This window comes from Streptomyces sp. 796.1 (assembly GCF_047525675.1).
Taxonomy (GTDB): Bacteria; Actinomycetota; Actinomycetes; order Streptomycetales; family Streptomycetaceae; genus Streptomyces.
The window spans coordinates 1-19,118 of sequence record NZ_JBLIWA010000047.1; the positions used below are offsets into that span (position 1 = coordinate 1).

Sequence of the window (19,118 nt, forward strand, 5' to 3'; positions counted from 1 at the left end):
GCGGGGCGGCGGTCGGGGCCGGCGGCAGCGGGGCGCCCTGCGGCGGGGCGGGCACCTGGCGGGGCGCCGGCGCGGGTACCCGGCCGGTGATGTCGGCGGCCACCGCGCCCGGCAGCCAGTCCTCGGGGCGGCGCAACTGGGTCTGCGGAGAAGCCTGTTGGCACAGTTGGAGGATCTCCGTCAGCGACGGCCTGGCCTGCGGGTCCTTGCTCAGGCAGCGTCCGACCAACTCGCTGAGCTCGGCCGGCAGCCCGGTCAGGTCGGGCTGTTCGTGCACGATGCGGTAGAGCACGCCGTGCGAGGTGCCCTCGCCGAAGGCGGGGCTGCCGATCGCCGCGAACGCCGCGACCTGGCCCAGCGCGAAGATGTCGGTGGCCGCGGTGATCTGACCGCCGGCGGCCTGCTCCGGGGCCATGAAGGTGGGAGTGCCGACGGTGACGCCGCTGCTGGTGAGCGAGGTGGCGTCGGCGGCCCGGGCGATGCCGAAGTCGATGACGCGCGGGCCGTCGTCGGCGAGCAGCACGTTCGACGGCTTCAGGTCGCGGTGCACGATGCCCGCACCATGGATGACCTGCAACGCCTCGGCGACGCCGGCGACCAGGAAGAGCACCGTGGGCACCGGGAGCCTGCCGTGCGCGGCCACCGATTCGGCGAGCGAGGGGCCCGGCACGTACGCGGTCGCGAGCCAGGGCACCTGGCCGTCGGGGTCGCTGTCGATGACCGGTGCGGTGAACAGGCCCTGCACCCGCTGGGCCGCCTTGACCTCCTGCCGGAAGCGGCGCCGGAACTCGGCGTCCTCGCTGAACTCCGGCCGGATGACCTTGATGGCGACCGCACGGCCGCCGAGGGTGTAGGAGAGGTAGACCTTGCCCATCCCGCCGGCGCCGAGCCTGGCGCTCAGCCGGTAGCCGGCGACCGTGGTCGGGTCATCTCCCTCAAGTGGCTTGAAAACCCCCGCGGAATCCACACTATTCATGACTATTCGTCCCCCGGCCCGTCAAGGGCAGCCCTTCAACCTTGCATGTGACAGCGGTGACCTTATCGGAAGTCGCCAGCTACGCCACCGGAGCTGACGCGGTCACCGCGACTCCTTCACTACCGGGGCTCGGCGGCCCGCCACACCGTCACATCGAGGCTGATGTAGTCGCTCGGGTCGCCCTGCGGCGCCGCGCCCCGGTACGTGACCAGGGCGACGTCGCCGGATGCGGCGAGCACGCAGAACCGGGAGCCGGCCGCCAACTGGCCGAGCCCGATCTCGGAGGTGAAGCGGGTGGTGTCCCGGCAGGAGGTGGCCGAACCGTACTCGTCGGCCCGCAGCAACACCAACTTTCCGCCATCGCCGCTGCGTACGCTGCCGCCACCGCTGCCCGGCGCCCCGGGGTTGGCGTACCGGAGGTCGTCGGCCGTGTCCGCGGAGTCGTCGGGGCGCAGCCGGTCGGAGGCCAGGGTCAGGTGGTAGCCGTCGGGCAGCGATATGTCGTCGTAGTCGACGCCCTTGGGGCTGAGCGCCCCGGGGCCGCGGTCGATCGGGCCACTGGGCACGCCGGTCGGCTCGGCGCCCTGCCCGTCCTCGCCGGGGCCCGGCGCGTCCCCGTCGCCCGAACCGGTCGGGTCGCCCGAACCGTCGGCTCCATCAGAACCATCAGAGCCGTCAGCGCCGTCCGCACCATCAGCGCCGTCCGAGCCGTCCGACCCGCCGGACGGCTTGTCGTGCGGCCCGCCCGGGGTCTTCCGGTCGCCCTCGTGCTGGGCCGAGTTGCTGCCGCCGTCGTCCTTGCTGACCTGGTACGCGACGGCCACGCCCGCGCCGATGACCAGTACGGCGGCGGCCACCAGGGCGGCCGTCCGACGCCGCCCGCCCCGGCCCGCGCCGCCGCCCGTTCCCGTCGCGCCCGTACCGGAACCCGTCGTGCCCGGGGCGCCGGTCAGGTCCGAGGGACCCGCCGCCTCCGACGTACCCGTCGTGATCGGTGAGCTCGCCGCCGCGGGCTGCCGGGGGTCCGTCGCGTACGGCGCGAGCGGTCCCGATGGCGGGCCGGCGGGTCCCGGGGGCGGGGTCGCTGGCGGTGTGTCCAGGTCGCTCGGCGGCGGGCCGAAGCCGCCGGTGGGCGCGGGGGCCCGGTGCTGGCCGCTGTCGGTGGCGGGGGCCGGCGCGGGCCGGTCCGCGGGCGCGGCGGCGCGGTCCCTGACCACGGTCTCCTCGTGCGGCGAGGCGCCGCTGGGGGCCGGGCCCGCGGTCCGGTCGGTGAGGTCGGCGGCGACCGCGCGCGGCAGCCAATCGTCCGACCTGCGCAGTTCGGCGCCGGGGGCCGCGGCCCGGCACATCGCGATGATCTGCGCCGGGTCCGGCCGGTCCGCCGCTTCCTTGGCCAGGCAGTGGCTGATGATTTCGCGCAGCTCTTCGGGTACGCCGCTGAGGTCGGGTTCCTTGTGGACCACCCGGTACAGCACGCCGTGCGGGGTGCCGTCGCCGAAGGCCGGGGCGCCGGTGGCGGCGAAACAGGCGACCTGGCCGAGCGCGAAGATGTCGGTGGCCACCGTGATGTCGGTCGCCTCGGCCTGTTCGGGCGCCATGAAGGCGGGGGTTCCGATGGTCATGCCGCTGCTGGTGAGCAGCGAGCTGGAGTCGACGGCCCGGGAGATGCCGAAGTCGATGACGCGCGGCCCGTCGGCGGCGAGCAGCACGTTCGACGGCTTGAAGTCGCGGTGCACGATGCCCGCCTCGTGCACCGCGGCCAGCGCCTCGGCCATCCCGGCGATGAGCAGCAGCACGGTGGGCACGGGCAGCGGGCCGTGGTCGGCGACCACCGACTGGAGCGAGGGTCCGGGCACGTACGCGGTGGCCAGCCAGGGGGTGTCGCCCTCGGTCTCGGCGTCGATGACCGGCGCCGTGTACAGGCCGTGCACCCGCTTGGCCGCCGCCACCTCACGGCGGAACCGGCTGCGGAACTCCGGGTCCTCGCTCAGGTCGGGCCGTACCACCTTGATCGCCACCGGCCGACCGGCCGGGGTGTAGGAGAGGTAGACCTTGCCCATGCCGCCCGAGCCGAGCTTGGCGGCGAGCCGGTAGCCCGCGATCTGGCGCGGGTCCTTCTCCCCCAGTGCCTTGAAGACCTCCGCCACCTTCGTCCTCCCCGTTTCACAACCGCACGCCCCGACCTTAGCCGAGCGTCCGCGCACCGTACGCGGGCGGTTCCGGTGGCTCGACAGCTACCGCGGTCGGTGGGGCGGGGTCCCGGAACGAGGTGGTGGGGTGCGGTCCGGGGTGACGTGCGGCGGCACGGCGCGCGCTGCCGGCCCGCACCCCGGGCGGTGCGGTAGGCAGGGGGCATGGCACCGATGCGAGGGCCGGCGGATGCGGGCGGCGATACGGGTACGGGCGGGGCCGGGGACGCGGGTGCCGCGGACGCCACGGGCGTTGCCGTGGGCGCGGGCCCGGTGCTCGGGCTTGTGCTCGCCGCGGGTGGTGGGCGCCGGCTCGGTGGTCGCCCCAAGGCGTTGCTCGACCACGGCGGACGCCCGCTGGTGGAGCGAGCGGTACGCGCCCTGCGCGCGGGCGGGTGCGCACCGGCGGTGTACGTGGTGCTCGGTGCGGCGGCGGAACAGGTGCGCGCACGGGCCGATCTGGCGGGCTGCGTCCTGGTCGACAACCCGGACTGGCCCACCGGCCTCGCCTCGTCCCTGCGCGCGGGCCTGGCCGCGGCCCGCGCCGCGTCGGGGCCCGGTCCGAGGTTTGAGCCGGAACCCGAAACAGAGTCACGGACGCTGCTACGGCCGCGAGCTGAATCGGCATCAGGTTCTGGTGCCTCCGCGGTCCTGGTCCTGCTCGTGGACCAGCCGGGGGTGGGGGCCGCCGCGGTGGCGCGGGTGATCGCCGCGCACCGGGCGGGCGCCGGTCTCGTCTGCGCGGGGTACGCGGGGCGGCGCGGGCATCCGGTGCTGCTGGCCCGGGAGCACTGGGCGCCGGTGGCCGCGAGCGCCCACGGGGACCGGGGCGCGCGGGACTTCCTGTGCGCCCGCGCGGCGGAGGTGACCTGCGTGGAGTGCGCGGACGTCGCATCGGACGCGGACGTCGACACCCCGGCCGATCTGCACCTGCTCGCCCCGGACGACTGACCCACGCCCCGTGGGCCCGTACGGCTCCGGCCCCGTGGGCCCGTAGGCCACGGGGCGCGTCGCCAGTCCGTACGACTGCTGCCCGCACGGCACGGGCCAGTGCGGGCAACGGTGGATACGGGAGCGGTGGGTACGGGGGCGGATCGGGCGGCAGCGGCGGCGCGCTCCGCGGCCGGTGCGGCGACACACATGCCGGGCGGTGCGGCGGAGGCGGGTTGGTGCAGCGGGGACGGGCGGTGCAACGGAGGCGGGCGGTGCGGGACCCCTCTGTCCCGCACCGCCCGTTTCTCCCTCGGCGATGGTCTGTGGCTCGGGCGCCGCTGGGGCGCCGAGGCCGGGTTGCCCGGTCGATCGGTTCCGGATGGGGGCCGGGGCCGATCAGCTAGGCGATCGCCGGAGTGTGGCTCAGGCCTGCTCCCACAGCGCCGGGGCGCTCACCGGGTCCCAGCCGGGCTGGGCCTGGTGCGGCTGGAGGCAGCGGTAGGTGGAGCCGTTGTAGGTGACCGTGTCGCCGGCGTTGTAGACCGTGCCGGCCGCCCAGGTGCCCTCACCCGGGCCGGGGCCGGGGCCACCGTCGTCGTTGGTCTTCAGCGTCAGGCCGTAGCCCTGGATCAGCGGGTTGATCGGCTGGTGGAAGGTGGTGCCACCGGTGCGGCAGTCGCCGGAGCCACCGGAGGTGACACCCTGCGCCTGGCTGCCGGAGATGTAGGAACCGCCGGAGTCACCGGGCTCGGCGCAGACCGTCGTCTCGGTCACGCCGCTGATCGTGCCCTCGGGGTAGGTCACGCTGGTGTTGTGCCGGGTGACGGTGCCGCAGTGCCAACCGGTGGTGGAACCGGAGCGGCAGATCGAGGCGCCGACGGCCGACTGGGTCGAGCCCGCGACCTGCACGTTCTGGCCCTGACCCTTGACGTACGGGGTGGCCTTCCAGTTGCTGTTGGCCGCGACCCAGGCGGTGTCCCGGCCCGGGAAGGTGGACGCCTGGAAGGTGCCCTGGCTGACCTGGTTGAAGCCGCTGGTGGTGGTGCCGGCGCGGCCACAGTGGCCCGCGGTCGCGAAGCCCTCGGTGGTGCCGCGGGTGACCGCGAAGCCGACCGAGCAACGGCCGCCGCTGCCCATGTAGTACGCGTCGCCGCCGCGGATGTCGTACAGCGGGCGCGGGCTCTCGGCGATGGTCTTGACGGAGACCAGGTCGCGGGCGACGCCGCTGGCCGCGATCAGCTTCTGCGCGGCGGCCGGCTTGACGGCCTGCACGACCACGGTGTTGGAGCGCACGTCGACGGCCCAGATCGGCACGGCCGACGAACCGTTCTTGACCGCGGCGCGGTCCAGGGCCGCCTTGGCCCCCTCCAGCTCGGCGAGGGTGTGCGCGGCGAGCTTGGCCTTCGCGCCGGTGGCCTTGATCTTGGCCAGCTCGGAGCGGTCGGAGGTGGCGACGGTGAGCGTGCTGGACTCGGCACCGCTCACCCAGGCGCCGGCGAAGTCGCGGCCCAGGGACTGCTGGAGGCGACCGGCCAGCGCGCCGGCCTCGGCCTCGTTGGCGAGCCGCTCCTTGGCCTGACCGGGGCTGCTCAGGCCCAGGTCGCGCTGCATCGCCGCGAGGACGGCGGGGGAGGTGTCGGCGACGCTCATGGTCTCGGCGGCCGTCGGGGCCGCGTCAGCCGACCGGGCGGAAGCGGTGCCAGGCAGCAGGCTGAGGGCGAGGGCGCCGACCGCCGCTGCCGCGGCACACGCGATGGTGGCGTGTCTTTGGGGCATGGGGAGTCTCCTCGGTTCGGTGGGGGATGCCGAAACCGTAGGTGGCGCGATCTGTCCCGCAGAAGATTCCAGATTTACCCCTGCATCGCGGTATGGACCTGTGGCGCCGGCCCGCCCCGCCGGGCCGCCGGCGCCCGGCACGGGGCGCGCCCGCCACCATCCAACCGGGAGCCGGCGCGGCGCCGTGCGGCGGGTGCGTGGTTCGGCTCGCATCACAGGGATCTCCCACATGACAGGGGTGGCGCCGGCTCTCCGTCCGGCCCCGGGCCCGCCGCGTCCGCGCCGTGCGCGGCGAGCCAGGCGGAGTAGCTCTCGCTGCGGGTGATGGCGTCGGTGTGCGCGGCGTGGGCGTGCGTCACCACGTCGGACGCGGACTGCGCGGCCGGCCCGTACGGGTCCCAGCCGATGAGGTGCCGCCACATCAGCGGGGTGCCGGTCAGCGCGCGGGTCACCAGCCCCGGCGGGGTGGGCAGGGTCGCGCGGCAGAGCCCGACGGCCCGTCCGACCTGCGCGAGGTACACGCAGGAGGCGACGTCCGTCTCGTAGAGCCGCCCGGGGCGGAACCCGGCCCGGGCGCAGGCGGCGGTGAAACACTCGCCGAAACAGCCGTCGCCGGGCACCACGGCCCAGGCGTCGTCCGCGAAGTCCGCCAGGTCCACTTCCGGCCGCTGCGCGAGCGGGTGTTCCGCACCGAGCATGACAAATATGGGGTCGGCGGCGAACTGTCGCCAGGCCAGCCGCTCCGGCTCGGGCGGGGTGCTCTCGCCGCAGGTGCCGATGAGTGCGTGGGTGAGCCGCCCGTCGGCGACCGAGGCCGCGATCTCCCGGTCCGACCAGGAGATCCGGGTGGTCACCTGTACTCCCGGGTGGGCGGCGGACAGCCGGTCGACGACCGCGCCGAGCAGCGGCCCGTGGGTGCCACCCAGCCGGAAGGCGGGCGCCTGCTCGCCGTCCTGGGTCAGCCGTACGGCCTCCTGTTGGAGCTGTCCCACGGCGGGCAGCAGGATGCGGGCCCGGTCCAGCACGAACTCGCCCAGTGCGGTGGTTCGCACGCCGTACCTGCCCCGCTCGAACAGCCGCCCGCCCAGGGCGCTTTCGATCCGTTTGAGTTGGGCGCTCAACGCCGGTTGGGCGAGCCCGAGCGTGGCGGCTGCCCGGGTGAGGCTGCCCGCTTCGGCTATCGTCCGGATCGCCCTCAGATGCCGCATCTCCAGGTCCATGGTGTGAGCTTGGACCCGCGTTCCGCCCGGGACAATACCCAGGTCCAGACCAGTGCGGCCGATCGCGGGGCCCTGACCGGCGGCTCAGCGGCGGGGGCGCCCACCCGGCGCGCGGGAATTCCGCCGCACCACCCCGCACACCCCTGTCCACATCCCCGTACCCCCCTATTCCTGCCTATCCCTGACTCTGCGCACCCCACCGCCTCGTACGCGCCCACACAACGGTCCGCGACACGCACGGACGGTCGCCCGGCGCGGCCGAAACCAGACGGCTGTCTCCCCAACACCGGCCACATCGTGGACGATGGACACGTACTGCTTCACTCGAACTCTGTGTCCATGCTGGAGCCGACGATGGCCAAGAGCGTGCCGGTGCGGTGCCCGGCGTGCAGCCGTGAGCACTCGTTCACGCCACCCACCTTCCCCTGCGCGTGCGGCGCACCGCTCACCCTCCCGGTGCTGGCCGGTCCGGTGGCCCAACTGCGTTACCGCACGTGGGAGGAGTCCTGGGTGGCGATGCGCTGCCACTCCTGCGGGCGCAAGGACCACTGGCCGCAGCCCGAACTCGGCTGCCCCTGCGGCACCGTGGTGCGGCTCCCGGTGGCCAAGGCCCCGGAGGGCAGCGGGCGCAGTCTGGCGACGGCCGGCGGCCCCGGCCAGGCGGGCGCCGCGCGGGCACATCCGGCCCCCAGTTCGGCGGTGCTGCGCCCGGCGTTCCAGCCGGTGACGATCCGGACCGGCCGGGACGTGGTGACCGCCGCCGCGCAGTACCTCAAGTGGCTCGGCTTCACCAGCCTGCGCCGGGTGGAGGACCGCGCGCCCTCCGGGGTCGACCTCCGCGGGCCCGGGCTGGTCGCCCAGGTCGATCCGACGACCCGCCCCACCGGTGTGCGGGACGTGGAGTGCCTGTGGCTGCACGGCCTGAGCGAGGCCGCCGTCAGCGTCTTCTTCTCGCTGGCCGGCTATGCGCGCAACGCGCGCTCGCGCGCCGACGAGCTCTACCTCCCGCTGTTCGTCATGGACCTGACGGGGACTCCGCAGCCGGTGAACGACCCGGCGGACGACCTGATCCGGATGGGCCCGCCCGAGGTGTGACCGCCGGGCAGGTCCGCCAGGCGTGGCCGGCAGGTGTGACCGGCAGGCGTGGCCGCCCGGTCCGCGCCCCGCACCCATGGCCGCCAGGCATGACCCCCGGGGCAGGCCTGCCCACTCCCCGGCCGTCCGATCCACGACCGCCCGGGCAGGGCCACCCGGGCGAGGCCGCCCACCGAACACCTTCCCCCGCGTCCGTCAACTCCCAGCTTGGTCAAGGGTGTTGGTTCAGGACACCGCCCGGGCGCCGCGCAGCTCCCGTACTAGTTGCGCGCGCAGTTCCGTCTTGCGGACCTTGCCGCTCGCGGTGAGCGGGAAGGCGTCCACGGTCCGCACCAGCCGCGGGATCTTGTAGCGGGCGATGCGGCCGGTGCAGTACGCGGCGACCTCGTCCGCGGTCAGCGGCTGCGCGCCGGCCGCGAGGACGACGCAGGCGGCGATCTCCTCGCCGTACTTCTCGTCCGGCACGCCCACCACCTGCACGTCGGCGACCTTGGGGTGGGTGTGCAACAGCTCTTCGACCTCGCGCGGGTAGACGTTCTCGCCGCCGCGGATGATCATGTCCTTGATCCGCCCGACGATCTGCACGTACCCGTCGGCACGCATCACCGCCAGGTCCCCGGTGTGCATCCAGCGCGCCGCGTCGATCGCCTCCGCCGTCCGCTCCGGCTGCTCCCAGTACCCGAGCATCACGCTGTAGCCGCGTACGCACAGCTCGCCGGCCGTGCCGCGGGGCACGGTCAGCCCGCTGCCCGGATCGACGACCTTGAGCTCCAGGTGCGGATGGGCCACGCCGACCGTCTCGGTGCGGCGCCGCAGCGTCAACTCCCCGCTCTCCCCCGCCGCGGGCAGCAGGCTCTGGGTGGCGATCGGTGAGGTTTCGGTCATCCCGTAGGCGATGGCGACGTCGGCCAGGTGCATCTCGCCGACGATTCGTTTCATCACCTCGGCCGGGCAGGAGGAGCCGCCCACGATGCCGGTACGCAGCGAGGTCAGGTCGTAGGTGGCGAAGTCGGGCAGCCCCAGTTCGGCGATGAACATCGTCGGCACCCCGTACAGCGCCGTGCACCGCTCCCGCTCCACCGCGCGCAGGGTCGCGGCCGGGTCGAAGGTGGGGGCCGGGATGACGGCGCAGGCGGCGTGCGCGACGGCCGCGAGCACCCCGACCACCATGCCGAAGGTGTGGTAGAGCGGCACCGAGATGCAGATCCGGTCGCGTTCGGTGTAGCCGAGCAGCGCGCCGGTCGCCCGGGCGTTGTTGAGGATGCTGTGGTGGGAGAGGGTGGCGCCCTTGGGGAAGCCGGTGGTGCCCGAGGTGTACTGGATGTTGATGGGGTCGTCGCAGCCCAACTCGGCCGAGCGGCGGACCAGTTCGTGCACGGGGCGGCGTCTGCCGGCCGCGCGCAGCTCCGTCCAGGACGCGTCGCCCAACCGCACCACGGTGCGCAGCGCGGGGCAGTCGGCGCGGACGGCGGCCACCACGGCCCGGCAGTCGACGCCGCGGTACTCGTCGGCGGCGACCAGCACGCTGGTGCCGGACTGGCGCAGCGCGTACGCCAACTCGTCCTGCGCGTAGGCCGGGTTGAGGCTGACCAGGATGGCGCCGATGCGGGCCGCGGCGAGTTGCACCATGACCCATTCGGCGCTGCTGGGGGCCCAGATGCCGACCCGGTCCCCCTTCGCCACGCCGTACGCGAGCAGCCCGCCGGCCACCTCGGCCACCGCGTGGTCCAACTCGGCGTAGCTCCAGCGGCGGTCGCCCGCCGCCTCCACCAGCGCCTCGCGGTCCCCGCACCGGGCGACGGCCGCGGCCAGCGCCGCGCCGATGGTCTCGCCGGTGAGCGGCGCGCCGTGCGGGCCGCTCGCGTACGACAGGGTCATGACCGGCCGGCCCCTTCGGCGACTGAGCGCTGCGGGGCCGCGGGCCGCGACTCGGCGGCCGGGGCCGCCGGCTGCTCGGGGAGGAGTGCCCGGGCCGCCTGGTCGCGGAGTTCGACCTTGCGGACCTTGCCGCTGACGGTCATCGGGAAGGAGTCGACCAGGTGCAGGTAGCGGGGCACCTTGTAGTGGGCGAGGCGGCCCCGGCAGAAGCGGGCGAGTTCGTCGCGGGTGAGCGGGTTGGCCGGGTCGCGCAGCACGACGCAGGCGGCGATCTCCTCGCCGTACTTCTCGTCCGGCACGCCCACCACCTGCACGTCCGCGATCTTCGGGTGCGAGTAGAGGAACTCCTCGATCTCGCGCGGGTAGACGTTCTCGCCACCGCGGATGATCATGTCCTTGATCCGCCCGACGATCTGCACGTACCCGTCCTCGCGCATCACCGCCAGGTCCCCGGTGTGCATCCAGCGCGCCGCGTCGATCGCCTCCGCCGTCCGCTCCGGCTGCTCCCAATATCCGAGCATCACGCTGTAGCCGCGGGTGCACAGTTCGCCGGCCTCGCCGCGGGGCACGGTCACGCCGGTGGCCGGGTCGATCACCTTGACCTCGATGTGCGGCATGACCCGGCCGACGGTGGCGGTGCGGCGCTCCAGGTCGTCGTCGACGCGGGTCTGTGTGGAGACCGGGGAGGTCTCGGTCATGCCGTACGCGATGGCGACCTCCGCCATGTGCATCTCGGCGACCACCCGCCGCATGACCTCCACCGGGCAGGGCGATCCGGCCATGATGCCGGTGCGCAGGGTGGACAGGTCGTAGGTGGCGAAGTCGGGCAGCCCCAGTTCGGCGATGAACATCGTCGGCACCCCGTACAGCGCCGTGCACCGCTCCCGCTCGACCGCGTGCAAGGTGGCGACCGGGTCGAAGGAGGGGGCCGGGATGACCACGCAGGCGCCGTGGCTGGTGGCGGCGAGGTTGCCCATCACCATGCCGAAGCAGTGGTAGAAGGGCACCGGCACGCAGATCCGGTCGCGCTCGGTGTAGTTGATGAGCTCGCCGACGAAGTAGCCGTTGTTGAGGATGTTGTGGTGCGAGAGGGTGGCGCCCTTGGGGAAGCCGGTGGTGCCCGATGTGTACTGGATGTTGACCGGGTCGTCACTGGTCAGCCGGGCCTGCCGGTCGGCGAGCCGGGCCGGGTCGACCGTCGCCCCGGCCCGTACCAGGCCGTCCCAGGTCGGGTCGCCGATGTAGACCACGTCGCGCAGCGCCTTGCAGTCGGCGCGCACCTGCTCGACCATCCGGCGGTAGTCGCTGGTCTTGTGCTCGATGGAGGAGACCAGGACCTGGATGCCGGCCTGGTCGAGCACGTAGCGCAGCTCGTGGACGCGGTAGGCCGGGTTGATGTTGACCATGATGGCGCCGATGCGGGCCGAGGCGTACTGCACGAGCACCCACTCGGGGCAGTTGATCGCCCAGATGCCGACCCGGTCGCCCTTGCCGACGCCCTTGGCGAGCAGGCCGAGCGCGACCTCGTCCACCGCCCGCCCGAACTCGGTGTAGGTCCAGCGCCGGCCGCTGGCCATGTCCACCAGCGCCTCCCGGTCCCCGAACCGCGCGATGGCGGCGTCGAGGCTGGCGCCGATGGTCTGGCCGAGCAGCGGCGTGTCACCGGGGCCGCTGGCGTACGAGAGCGACGGGGCGGGCGGCGACTGGCCGGACTCGACGCGACCCGGTGCCAGGTTCTGGCCGGTGGGGGCCGCCTCGCCGGTGGGCTGCGGGGTGGGCTGCGGAGCGGACTGTGCGGCGCCGGCCGCGGGCCCCGCGGCGGGTGCCGGCTCCCCGGTGGTGGTGGGATCGGCGCTCTGGCCGGTCGTGGCGGGGCCGGTCATGAGGACTCCTCACGGTATTCGGCGGCGCCGCCGTCCTGGGCGGTTCGCTCGCGCAACTCGATCCGGCGGATCTTGCCGGACACGGTCTTGGGCAGGTCGGCGAATTCGATGCGCCGCACCCGCTTGTAGGGCGCCAGCACCGCGCGGGAGTGCGCGAACAGCACCCGAGCGGTCTCCGGCCCCGGCTCCCAGCCCTCGGCGAGCACCACGTACGCCTTGGGCACCGCCAGCCGCACCGGGTCGGGCGCGGGGACCACGGCGGCCTCGGCGACGGCCTCGTGTTCCAGCATCGCGCTCTCCAGCTCGAACGGCGAGATCTTGTAGTCGGACGCCTTGAAGACGTCGTCGGCGCGGCCCACGTAGGTGATGTAGCCGTCGGCGTCCCGGGCACCGATGTCGCCGGTGCGGTAGTAGCCGCCGGCCATCGCCTCGGCGGTGCGCTCCGGGTCGCCCGCGTAACCGGCCATCAGGCCCACCGGGTGGGCGGAGAGGTCCAGGCTGATCTCGCCCTCGTCGCCCGGCTCCCCGGTGACCGGGTCGAGCAGCGCGACGGCGAAGCCGGGCGTGGGGCGCCCCATGGAGCCCGTCTTGAGCCGCTGCCCGGGCGTGTTGGCGACCTGTACGGAGGTCTCGGTCTGGCCGAAGCCGTCCCGGATGGTCACCCCCCAGTCCCGCCTGACCTGCTCGATGACCTCCGGGTTGAGCGGCTCGCCGGCCGCGACGGCCTCCCGCGGCGCGGTGCGCAGCGCGCGCAGGTCGGCCTGGATGAGCATCCGCCAGACGGTGGGCGGCGCGCAGAAGGTGGTGACGCCGCAGCGGTCCATCTCGGCCATCAGCCGGGCCGCGTCGAAGCGGGTGTAGTTGAAGACGAAGACGGTCGCCTCGGCGTTCCACGGGGCGAACAGGTTGGACCAGGCGTGCTTGGCCCACCCCGGCGACGAGATGTTCAGGTGGACGTCGCCCGGCCGCAGCCCGATCCAGTACAGGGTCGCCAAGTGGCCGATCGGGTACGAGGTGTGGGTGTGTTCCACGAGCTTGGGCTTGGCCGTGGTGCCGGAGGTGAAGTAGAGCATCAGCGGGTCGTCGGCCCGGGTCGGCCCGTCGGGCGTGAAGCGGCTGGGAGCGGCGTAGGCATCGGCGTAATCGAGCCATCCCGGGCGCAGGCCGGTGCCGCCCACCTCGATCCGGGTGTAGTCGCCGGGGACCTCGTCGAACTTGGCCGCGTCCAGCGCCCGGACGATGACGTGCCGGGCGCCGCCGCGCTCGATGCGGTCCACGAGGTCGGCGGGGCCGAGCAGCGGGGTGGCCGGGATGACCACGGCGCGCAGCTTCATGGCGGCCAGTGCGGTCTCCCACAGCTCGGCCTGGTTGCCGAGCATCACCACCACCCGGTCGCCGGCCCGCACGTCCTGCGCGCGCAGCCAGTTGGCGACCTTGTCGGACCGCTCCCGCAGTTCGGCGAAGGTCAGCCGGGTCTCCGCGCCGTCCTCCTCGACGATGTGCAGGGCGGTCCTGTCCACCCGCTCGGCCAGCGGGTCGAACCAGTCCAGCGCCCAGTTGAAGGCCGCCGGCCGGGGCCACTGGAACCCTGCGTAGGCAGCCGCGTAGTCCTCCCGGTGCTGGAGCAGGAAATCCCGCGCAGCCCGGAACTCTTCGGTCGGACCGATTGCCGCCACATGTCCTCCTCATTGCCAAAGCGCTCGCTAGCATCGTGCGACGAGTGATCTGAGTCTCACTACCCCCGGATGGGGGTGATGGTATTTACGGGGAGGTGTCGGTGGCGGATACGTACGGGGCCGTGGACCTGCGCACCGCGCTACAGCGGATGCGGCGCGGTGGGGGGCTGCCCGTCGCGTTCGGTGGACTGTTCGAGGGGACCCGCCAGTTCCGGATCGCCGAACTGGCCGGGACGGCGACCCAGGTCCTGGTCGGGCTCACCATCACCACCGGCAACGGCCTGGGCGGCAAGGCCATGGCGCTCTCCCGGCCGGTGTGCGTCGCGGACTACCCCGCCTCCCGGGTGATAAGCCACGAGTACGACGCCGCCGTCGCCGCGGAGGGGTTGCGCTGCGTGCTGGCGGTGCCGGTGGTGGTGCGGCGGCGGGTGCGGGGGGTGCTGTACGGCGCGCTGCGGCAGCCGATGGCGCTCGGCGACCGCACGCTTTCGGTCGCGGTCGAGGCGGCCCGCGAACTCGAACAGGCCCTGGCCGTACGCGACGCCGCCCAGGACGAGGCCCGCCGGGTGGTGGCGGCTACCAGCCATCCCAGCGAGGCGGACCCGGCGGCCTGGGAAGAGGTCAGGGCGGCCCACGGCGAACTGCGCGCGCTCGCTCAACGCGTCCATGACCAGGCATTACGGCACGAACTGCTGGCCGCGCTCGGCCGGTTGGCGGCGGCCCCGCCCGGCGCGGCAGCGGCCCGGACGCCCGAGCCGCCCATCGGCGTCGAACTCTCCCCGCGCGAGGTCGACGTGCTGGCCTGTGTGGCGTCCGGCGCCACCAACGCCACCACCGCCGACCGCCTCGGTCTGCGCCCGGAGACCGTCAAGAGCTACCTGCGCTCGTCCATGCGGAAACTGGGCGCCCACACCCGCCTCCAGGCCGTGGTGTCGGCCCGCCGAGCGGGGCTGCTGCCCTAGGGGTGGGTGGGTCTGCTGGGTTGGGTGGGTGGTGTCTGCGGGGTGGCTGGGGTGGCCTTGGTTGTGTTGGGGCTCGCTTGGTTGTGCTGGGGTGGGGTGTGGGGTGGGAGTGGTTGGGTGTGGGTGTGGGGTGGCGGGTGGAACCCGGGTGAGGGTTGGGGCACGGTGCGGGTGAGGGGCTCCGCGGTGGGTGCTCGGAGCGTGCGGGTGCGGGGCATCGAGAGGCATCGCTGCGCGCGCGGCAGCGCCGTACGGGCCCGGTGCTACGGGAGCGTTCCGGCACGCCGCACGCCGCGGGTAACCCCAACGAAGGACGGCCCGCACAGGGGTTCGTACGCGGCAGAAAGCTAGAAATCCGCAGGTCATGCGGGGGGCGATCCGTCGAATGGTCGATTCCGCATCCGGCCCACTGGATCGAAGGGACTACGCGGCTCGCTACCGCCGGACGACGTCCGCGGGCACTCCGCGCGGCCACGATGAAGGCCCAAGCACACCCTTCCGAGCCGCCCGCACCTCCCCGCGCCTCCCCCGCTCCGCTCCTAGCGTCCCCGCACCCCCCGCTCCCCCATCCACCACCGCCCACCGCTGGCCACCAGCTACCGGCCACCGACCAGGCGCGCCCCTGCCGGAACCGCCACAGCGGAGCCGCCGGCAGCGGAGCGGCCGACGCCGTCGGGTTCGGGTGGCGCCGCCGCGAGCCGTCGCGCGGGGCGCGGTCGCGTACGGGGGGACTCGGTGCGGGTAGGTGCGGGCCGGGCGGGGGCCGCGGGGCGGGGCGTGGGGAACCCGCCCCAGGTGCGCCGCGGCTGCTGAGACGAGAGGCCACCATGTTCGCTCGACTGCCCATCGGACGCACCCGGCCACCGGCCAGGTCGTGCGCCGAACCACCCCCGGGGCCGGCCGACCAGCCCGCCACGCGTCCGCCCACGCACCCGCCCTTAGGCATCGCCGCGCACCGGCCGGCCCGCCACCGCGCGGCGGTCTGCGCCCTGGTCTGTTCGGCGGCGCTCACCGGCTCCCTGCTGCCCGGCACGGCCGCGACCGCCGGGGCCGCGGCGTCCGGGCCGCCGGCACCCGCGCTGCACGCCCCGTACGGCCCGACCTTCCTTCCCAACCTCGATGACGACCAGCGCCGCTGCACCCTGCGCCCGGGCGACCTGGACCGGCTCGACGTGGCCGTCGACCGGCGGCTCGCCGCCTGCAACGACGCGGCGAACGACGTCGTCGACGGCCCCGCGGACGTCAAGGACCTGGCGCCGCTGCGGACCGACCCGCTCCGGGTGAGCGACGGCGCCACCGGTACGGTCACCGTCCCGGCGGGCCAGCAGCGCTTCGTACGGCTCTTCGTCGAGCGCGGCGGGAAGCTGGTCGTCCTGCGCTTCGGGGAGCGGCTGCGCGCCGAGGAGTTGCGGGCCGGGGTGCGGCTCGCGATCGAGGGCCGGGACATCGTCCGCGACCCGGCCCGCTGGGACGGCGGGATCACCCTGACCCTGTCGGTCACCGACGGCGGCGCCACCGGCCACGACCGGCTGCGCATGCGCGTGGCGCCCGTACTGCTCCAACACGACCTCCAGCGGGCCCAGCACGTGTTCGCCGCGGCCCCCGGCCCCGGCGCCGGCATCCCCGCCGAGGTCCCCGTCGCCGACCGGCGCCCCGACCAGTGGCGGGCGTTCGCCAACACGCTGCGCACCGCGACGCGCGCCGCCGGCCTGCCCGATCGCGCGCTGCGCTTCGCGGCCGGCACGGACCAGTGGTGGCGGGACGTGTGGCGGCAGGACGTCGCGGAACCCGGCTACGCCGTCCTGCCCACCGCGGGCGGCGGCCACCACACCATGCGCCTGCTGCTGCGCTCGCCCAACTACTGGGCGTCCACCGACGGCCGCGCCGCCAGCCTGCGCCGCTCCGGCCGGCTGCTCTACCGCGACCTGCGCGGCCCGGACGTCGGAGTGGTCCAGCAGTACACGACCGACCGTGACGCCAGCGTCGACGAGCTGCTGAACTACACCGGCAACGTCGAGGCACTGCCCCCGTACGCCGGCTACCCGAACGGCCGGGTCGTCTACGGCGCGACGGCCGCCCGTCGCCCCGACCCGTCCTTCACCCGAATGCTGCACGCGCAGGCTCAGCCGCCCGTGGTGCTCGACACGAGTTGGCTGCTGGTCGGGCACGTGGACGAGACCTTCCACGTGGTGCGCGCGGACAACGCCCGCGGCTGGACGTTGGCCTTCTCCGACCCGCGGCTCGCGGTGCGGCTGCTGCGTCGGGCGCAGCAGGCGGGTGCGGGCGGGGGCCGGTTGTTCACCGGCACCGAGGTCCCGGGGCGCGACCGGCCGACGGTGGACGAGGTGCTGGCCTCCCGCCAGTTGCTGACGGAGAACGAGGAGGTGGCGCGCCGCATCGACCGGCAGGTCGGCACGCTGCTCGCGGCGACCGGGCTGCGGGCGGAGGAGCTGGTCATGCTGCCCGTGCTGTACGGCAAGACCCGGATGGCCGCCGACCAGCCGCGCCGCGCGTACGCCCTCACCCCGGCGCTCGCCAACGGCCTCTCGCTGACCGCGCGGGACTTCGCCGCCCCCGTCCCGCACGGCCCGAAGGTCGCCGGCGTCGACCTGTTCCAACGCGAAACGGAACGCCGGCTGGCCGCCAACGGGGTACGGGTGCGCTGGGTGGAGAACTTCTCCTGGGCCCACCTGGGCGGCGGCGAGGTGCACTGCGCGACCAACGCGCTACGTGAGGTGACACCCCCGCGGACCGCCCGGCCCGCGCCTCCCCGGCGCTGACGCCCTTCCCTCCCCACCGCGCCGCCCACCAGGGCGGACACCGCGGCCGTGCCGCGTCCCGGACCCACCGGGGCGCGGCACGGCCCGATGGGGCGACTGGCCGCGTGGCACCGTTCGGAGGGGGCAAGGCGGGGATCGGACGGGCCGGGTGCGGATCGGCGAGGTATCGGGCAGGGGCCGGGCGGGCAACGGGTGGGCGGCGTGCGGGCAGCGGGCACACGGGGCACGCATGGGGACGCACCCGCGGCACGGCCGCTCCCCTATGGGGTGTATATCCTGTTCGACGGTTCCGTCATATGTGCGAGGAGGAGGTGAGGTCCGCCGTGAGTGGTGAACCCCCTAGTCGCCCGCCGCGCGGCACCACCGCCGGCCGCAGCTAGACCGGGCCCGCGCTCCGCGGCCCGCACGCCGGCCCGCGGTGGCGCTCGCGCGTGCGCCTGGAGTCCCCCAGCCCCGCGACCGTAAGGACCGACCATGGCCGAGCGCCGCAGCCGTACCCCCCTCTCCGCGATGACCGCGCGCCGCAGCGCGCGCAAGGGCGCACCGGAGCCCGCCGCGCGCAGCGCGCAGCCCGCGGGCGGCGAGCCCGCGAACGGTGGCCGACGCCACTCCTGGCTCCGGCCGACCGCCGGCCGCGGCACCACACCGGCCACCCCGAACGCACCCGACCGCGAGGCGCGCGGCCCGGCCCCGGAGGCCCCCAGCCTGATCGACGCCGCGCTCTACCGCGACGGCCTGCGCATCGGCTCCCCCACCAGCCTCGCCGAAACCTTCCGCGAACTGCGCGAACTCCCCGGCTCGATGGCGTGGATCGGGCTGCACCGGCCGAGCGAGGCGGAACTCCTCTCCCTGGCCGGCGAATTCGACCTGCACAAACTGGCGATCGAGGACGCGCTGGAAGCCCACCAGCGCCCCAAGTTGGAGCGGTACGGCGAGACGCTGTTCGTCGTCCTGCGGGCGGCGCGCTATCTGGATGCGCCGGAAGAGGTGGAATTCGGCGAACTCCACCTGTTCGTGGGCCCGGATTTCGTCATCACCGTCCGGCACGGCGCCGCCCCCGACCTGTCCGCGGTCCGCACCCGCATGGAATCCACGCCGGAACTCATCGGGCTGGGCCCGGAGGCGGTGCTGTACGCCATCCTGGACGATGTGGTGGACGGCTACGCGCCGGTGGTCGAAGGCGTGCAGAACGACCTGGACGAAATCGAAACCGAGGTCTTCCGCGGCGACCCCGAAGTCTCCCGCCGCATCTACGAACTCTCCCGGGAAATGGTGGAGTTCCAACGCGCGACCCGCCCCCTGGTGGGCATGTTGCAAGCGCTGATGGCCGGCTTCGACAAGTACCGCACGGACGAAGAACTCCAGCGCTACCTGCGCGACGTCGCCGACCACGTCACCCACACCAGCGAGCGCGTGGACGGTTTCCGCTCGGCCCTCACCGAAATCCTCGCGGTCAACGCCACCCTGGTCACCCAGCAACAGAACGCAGAAATGCGCGCCCTGGCCGAAGCAGGCTTCGAACAGAACGAAGAAATCAAGAAGATCTCGTCCTGGGCAGCCATCCTCTTCGCCCCCACGCTGGTCGGCACGATCTACGGCATGAACTTCGACCACATGCCGGAGTTGCACTGGACGCTGGGCTATCCGTTCGCGATCGTGCTGATGGCCGTGGTGTGTACGAGCCTGTATGTGATCTTCAAGCGGCGGGATTGGTTGTAGGGGTGTCGGGGGGCGTCTCTTACCGCTGGCG

The 19,118-nt window shown here is 74.0% G+C and carries 12 protein-coding genes; 5 read left to right on the top strand and 7 right to left on the bottom strand.

Features of this window, described 5'->3' with window-relative positions; all coding sequences use genetic code 11:
• Together ACMA1D_RS27250 and ACMA1D_RS27255 are read right to left on the bottom strand one after the other, a co-directional pair.
• Nucleotides 1–976, bottom strand: a 976-nt coding sequence (locus ACMA1D_RS27250) for a serine/threonine-protein kinase (RefSeq protein ID WP_414726656.1), incomplete at its 3' end; no start/stop codon positions are given.
• A 119-nt stretch (nucleotides 977–1,095) separates the two neighbouring features.
• A complete protein-coding gene (locus ACMA1D_RS27255) occupies nucleotides 1,096–3,123 on the bottom strand; it encodes a serine/threonine-protein kinase (protein WP_414726657.1) in 2,028 nt (675 codons plus the stop codon).
• Nucleotides 3,124–3,339: 216 nt separating this feature from the next.
• On the opposite strand from ACMA1D_RS27255, the gene ACMA1D_RS27260 reads away from it, so the two are divergent.
• Entirely contained in the window at nucleotides 3,340–4,116 is a 777-nt protein-coding gene (locus ACMA1D_RS27260; protein ID WP_414726686.1) for a nucleotidyltransferase family protein, read from the top strand.
• 405 nt (nucleotides 4,117–4,521) lie between these two features.
• On the opposite strand, the gene ACMA1D_RS27265 is transcribed toward ACMA1D_RS27260, so the two are convergent.
• Together ACMA1D_RS27265 and ACMA1D_RS27270 are read right to left on the bottom strand one after the other, a co-directional pair.
• Nucleotides 4,522–5,874, bottom strand: coding sequence for a carbohydrate-binding protein (locus ACMA1D_RS27265; RefSeq protein WP_414726658.1), 1,353 nt, complete (start codon nucleotides 5,872–5,874; stop codon nucleotides 4,522–4,524).
• Between the two features lie 212 nt (nucleotides 5,875–6,086).
• Complete coding sequence (locus ACMA1D_RS27270; protein ID WP_414726659.1) at nucleotides 6,087–7,094, bottom strand: LysR family transcriptional regulator; 1,008 nt, start codon at nucleotides 7,092–7,094, stop codon at nucleotides 6,087–6,089.
• A 354-nt stretch (nucleotides 7,095–7,448) separates the two neighbouring features.
• Between ACMA1D_RS27270 and ACMA1D_RS27275 the strand changes: the two genes are divergently transcribed.
• Nucleotides 7,449–8,189, top strand: coding sequence for a hypothetical protein (locus ACMA1D_RS27275; protein WP_414726687.1), 741 nt, complete (start codon nucleotides 7,449–7,451; stop codon nucleotides 8,187–8,189).
• A 225-nt stretch (nucleotides 8,190–8,414) separates the two neighbouring features.
• Here ACMA1D_RS27275 and ACMA1D_RS27280 read toward each other — a convergent pair whose 3' ends face one another.
• The 3 genes from ACMA1D_RS27280 to ACMA1D_RS27290 are packed head-to-tail and all read right to left on the bottom strand — an operon-like array spanning nucleotide 8,415 to nucleotide 13,617.
• Nucleotides 8,415–10,067, bottom strand: a complete 1,653-nt coding sequence (locus tag ACMA1D_RS27280; RefSeq protein ID WP_414726660.1) for an AMP-binding protein — start codon at nucleotides 10,065–10,067, stop codon at nucleotides 8,415–8,417.
• A complete protein-coding gene (locus tag ACMA1D_RS27285; RefSeq protein ID WP_414726661.1) occupies nucleotides 10,064–11,950 on the bottom strand; it encodes an AMP-binding protein in 1,887 nt (628 codons plus the stop codon). The genes ACMA1D_RS27280 and ACMA1D_RS27285 overlap by 4 nt, the downstream gene beginning before the upstream one ends.
• On the bottom strand, nucleotides 11,947–13,617 hold the full coding sequence (locus ACMA1D_RS27290) for an AMP-binding protein (RefSeq protein ID WP_414726688.1): 1,671 nt from the start codon (nucleotides 13,615–13,617) through the stop codon (nucleotides 11,947–11,949). Before ACMA1D_RS27290 ends, ACMA1D_RS27285 begins: the two co-directional genes overlap by 4 nt.
• 110 nt (nucleotides 13,618–13,727) lie before the next feature.
• Here ACMA1D_RS27290 and ACMA1D_RS27295 point away from each other — a divergent pair, with 110 nt between their 5' ends.
• From ACMA1D_RS27295 to ACMA1D_RS27305, 3 genes are all read left to right on the top strand, one after another.
• Nucleotides 13,728–14,588: a response regulator transcription factor gene (locus ACMA1D_RS27295; RefSeq protein ID WP_414726662.1), complete on the top strand. Its 861-nt coding sequence runs from the start codon at nucleotides 13,728–13,730 to the stop codon at nucleotides 14,586–14,588.
• Nucleotides 14,589–15,415: 827 nt separating this feature from the next.
• Nucleotides 15,416–17,368: a protein-arginine deiminase family protein gene (locus tag ACMA1D_RS27300; protein ID WP_414726663.1), complete on the top strand. Its 1,953-nt coding sequence runs from the start codon at nucleotides 15,416–15,418 to the stop codon at nucleotides 17,366–17,368.
• 474 nt (nucleotides 17,369–17,842) lie between these two features.
• Complete coding sequence (locus ACMA1D_RS27305) at nucleotides 17,843–19,087, top strand: magnesium and cobalt transport protein CorA (RefSeq protein WP_414726664.1); 1,245 nt, start codon at nucleotides 17,843–17,845, stop codon at nucleotides 19,085–19,087.
• Nucleotides 19,088–19,118 lie beyond the last annotated feature (31 nt).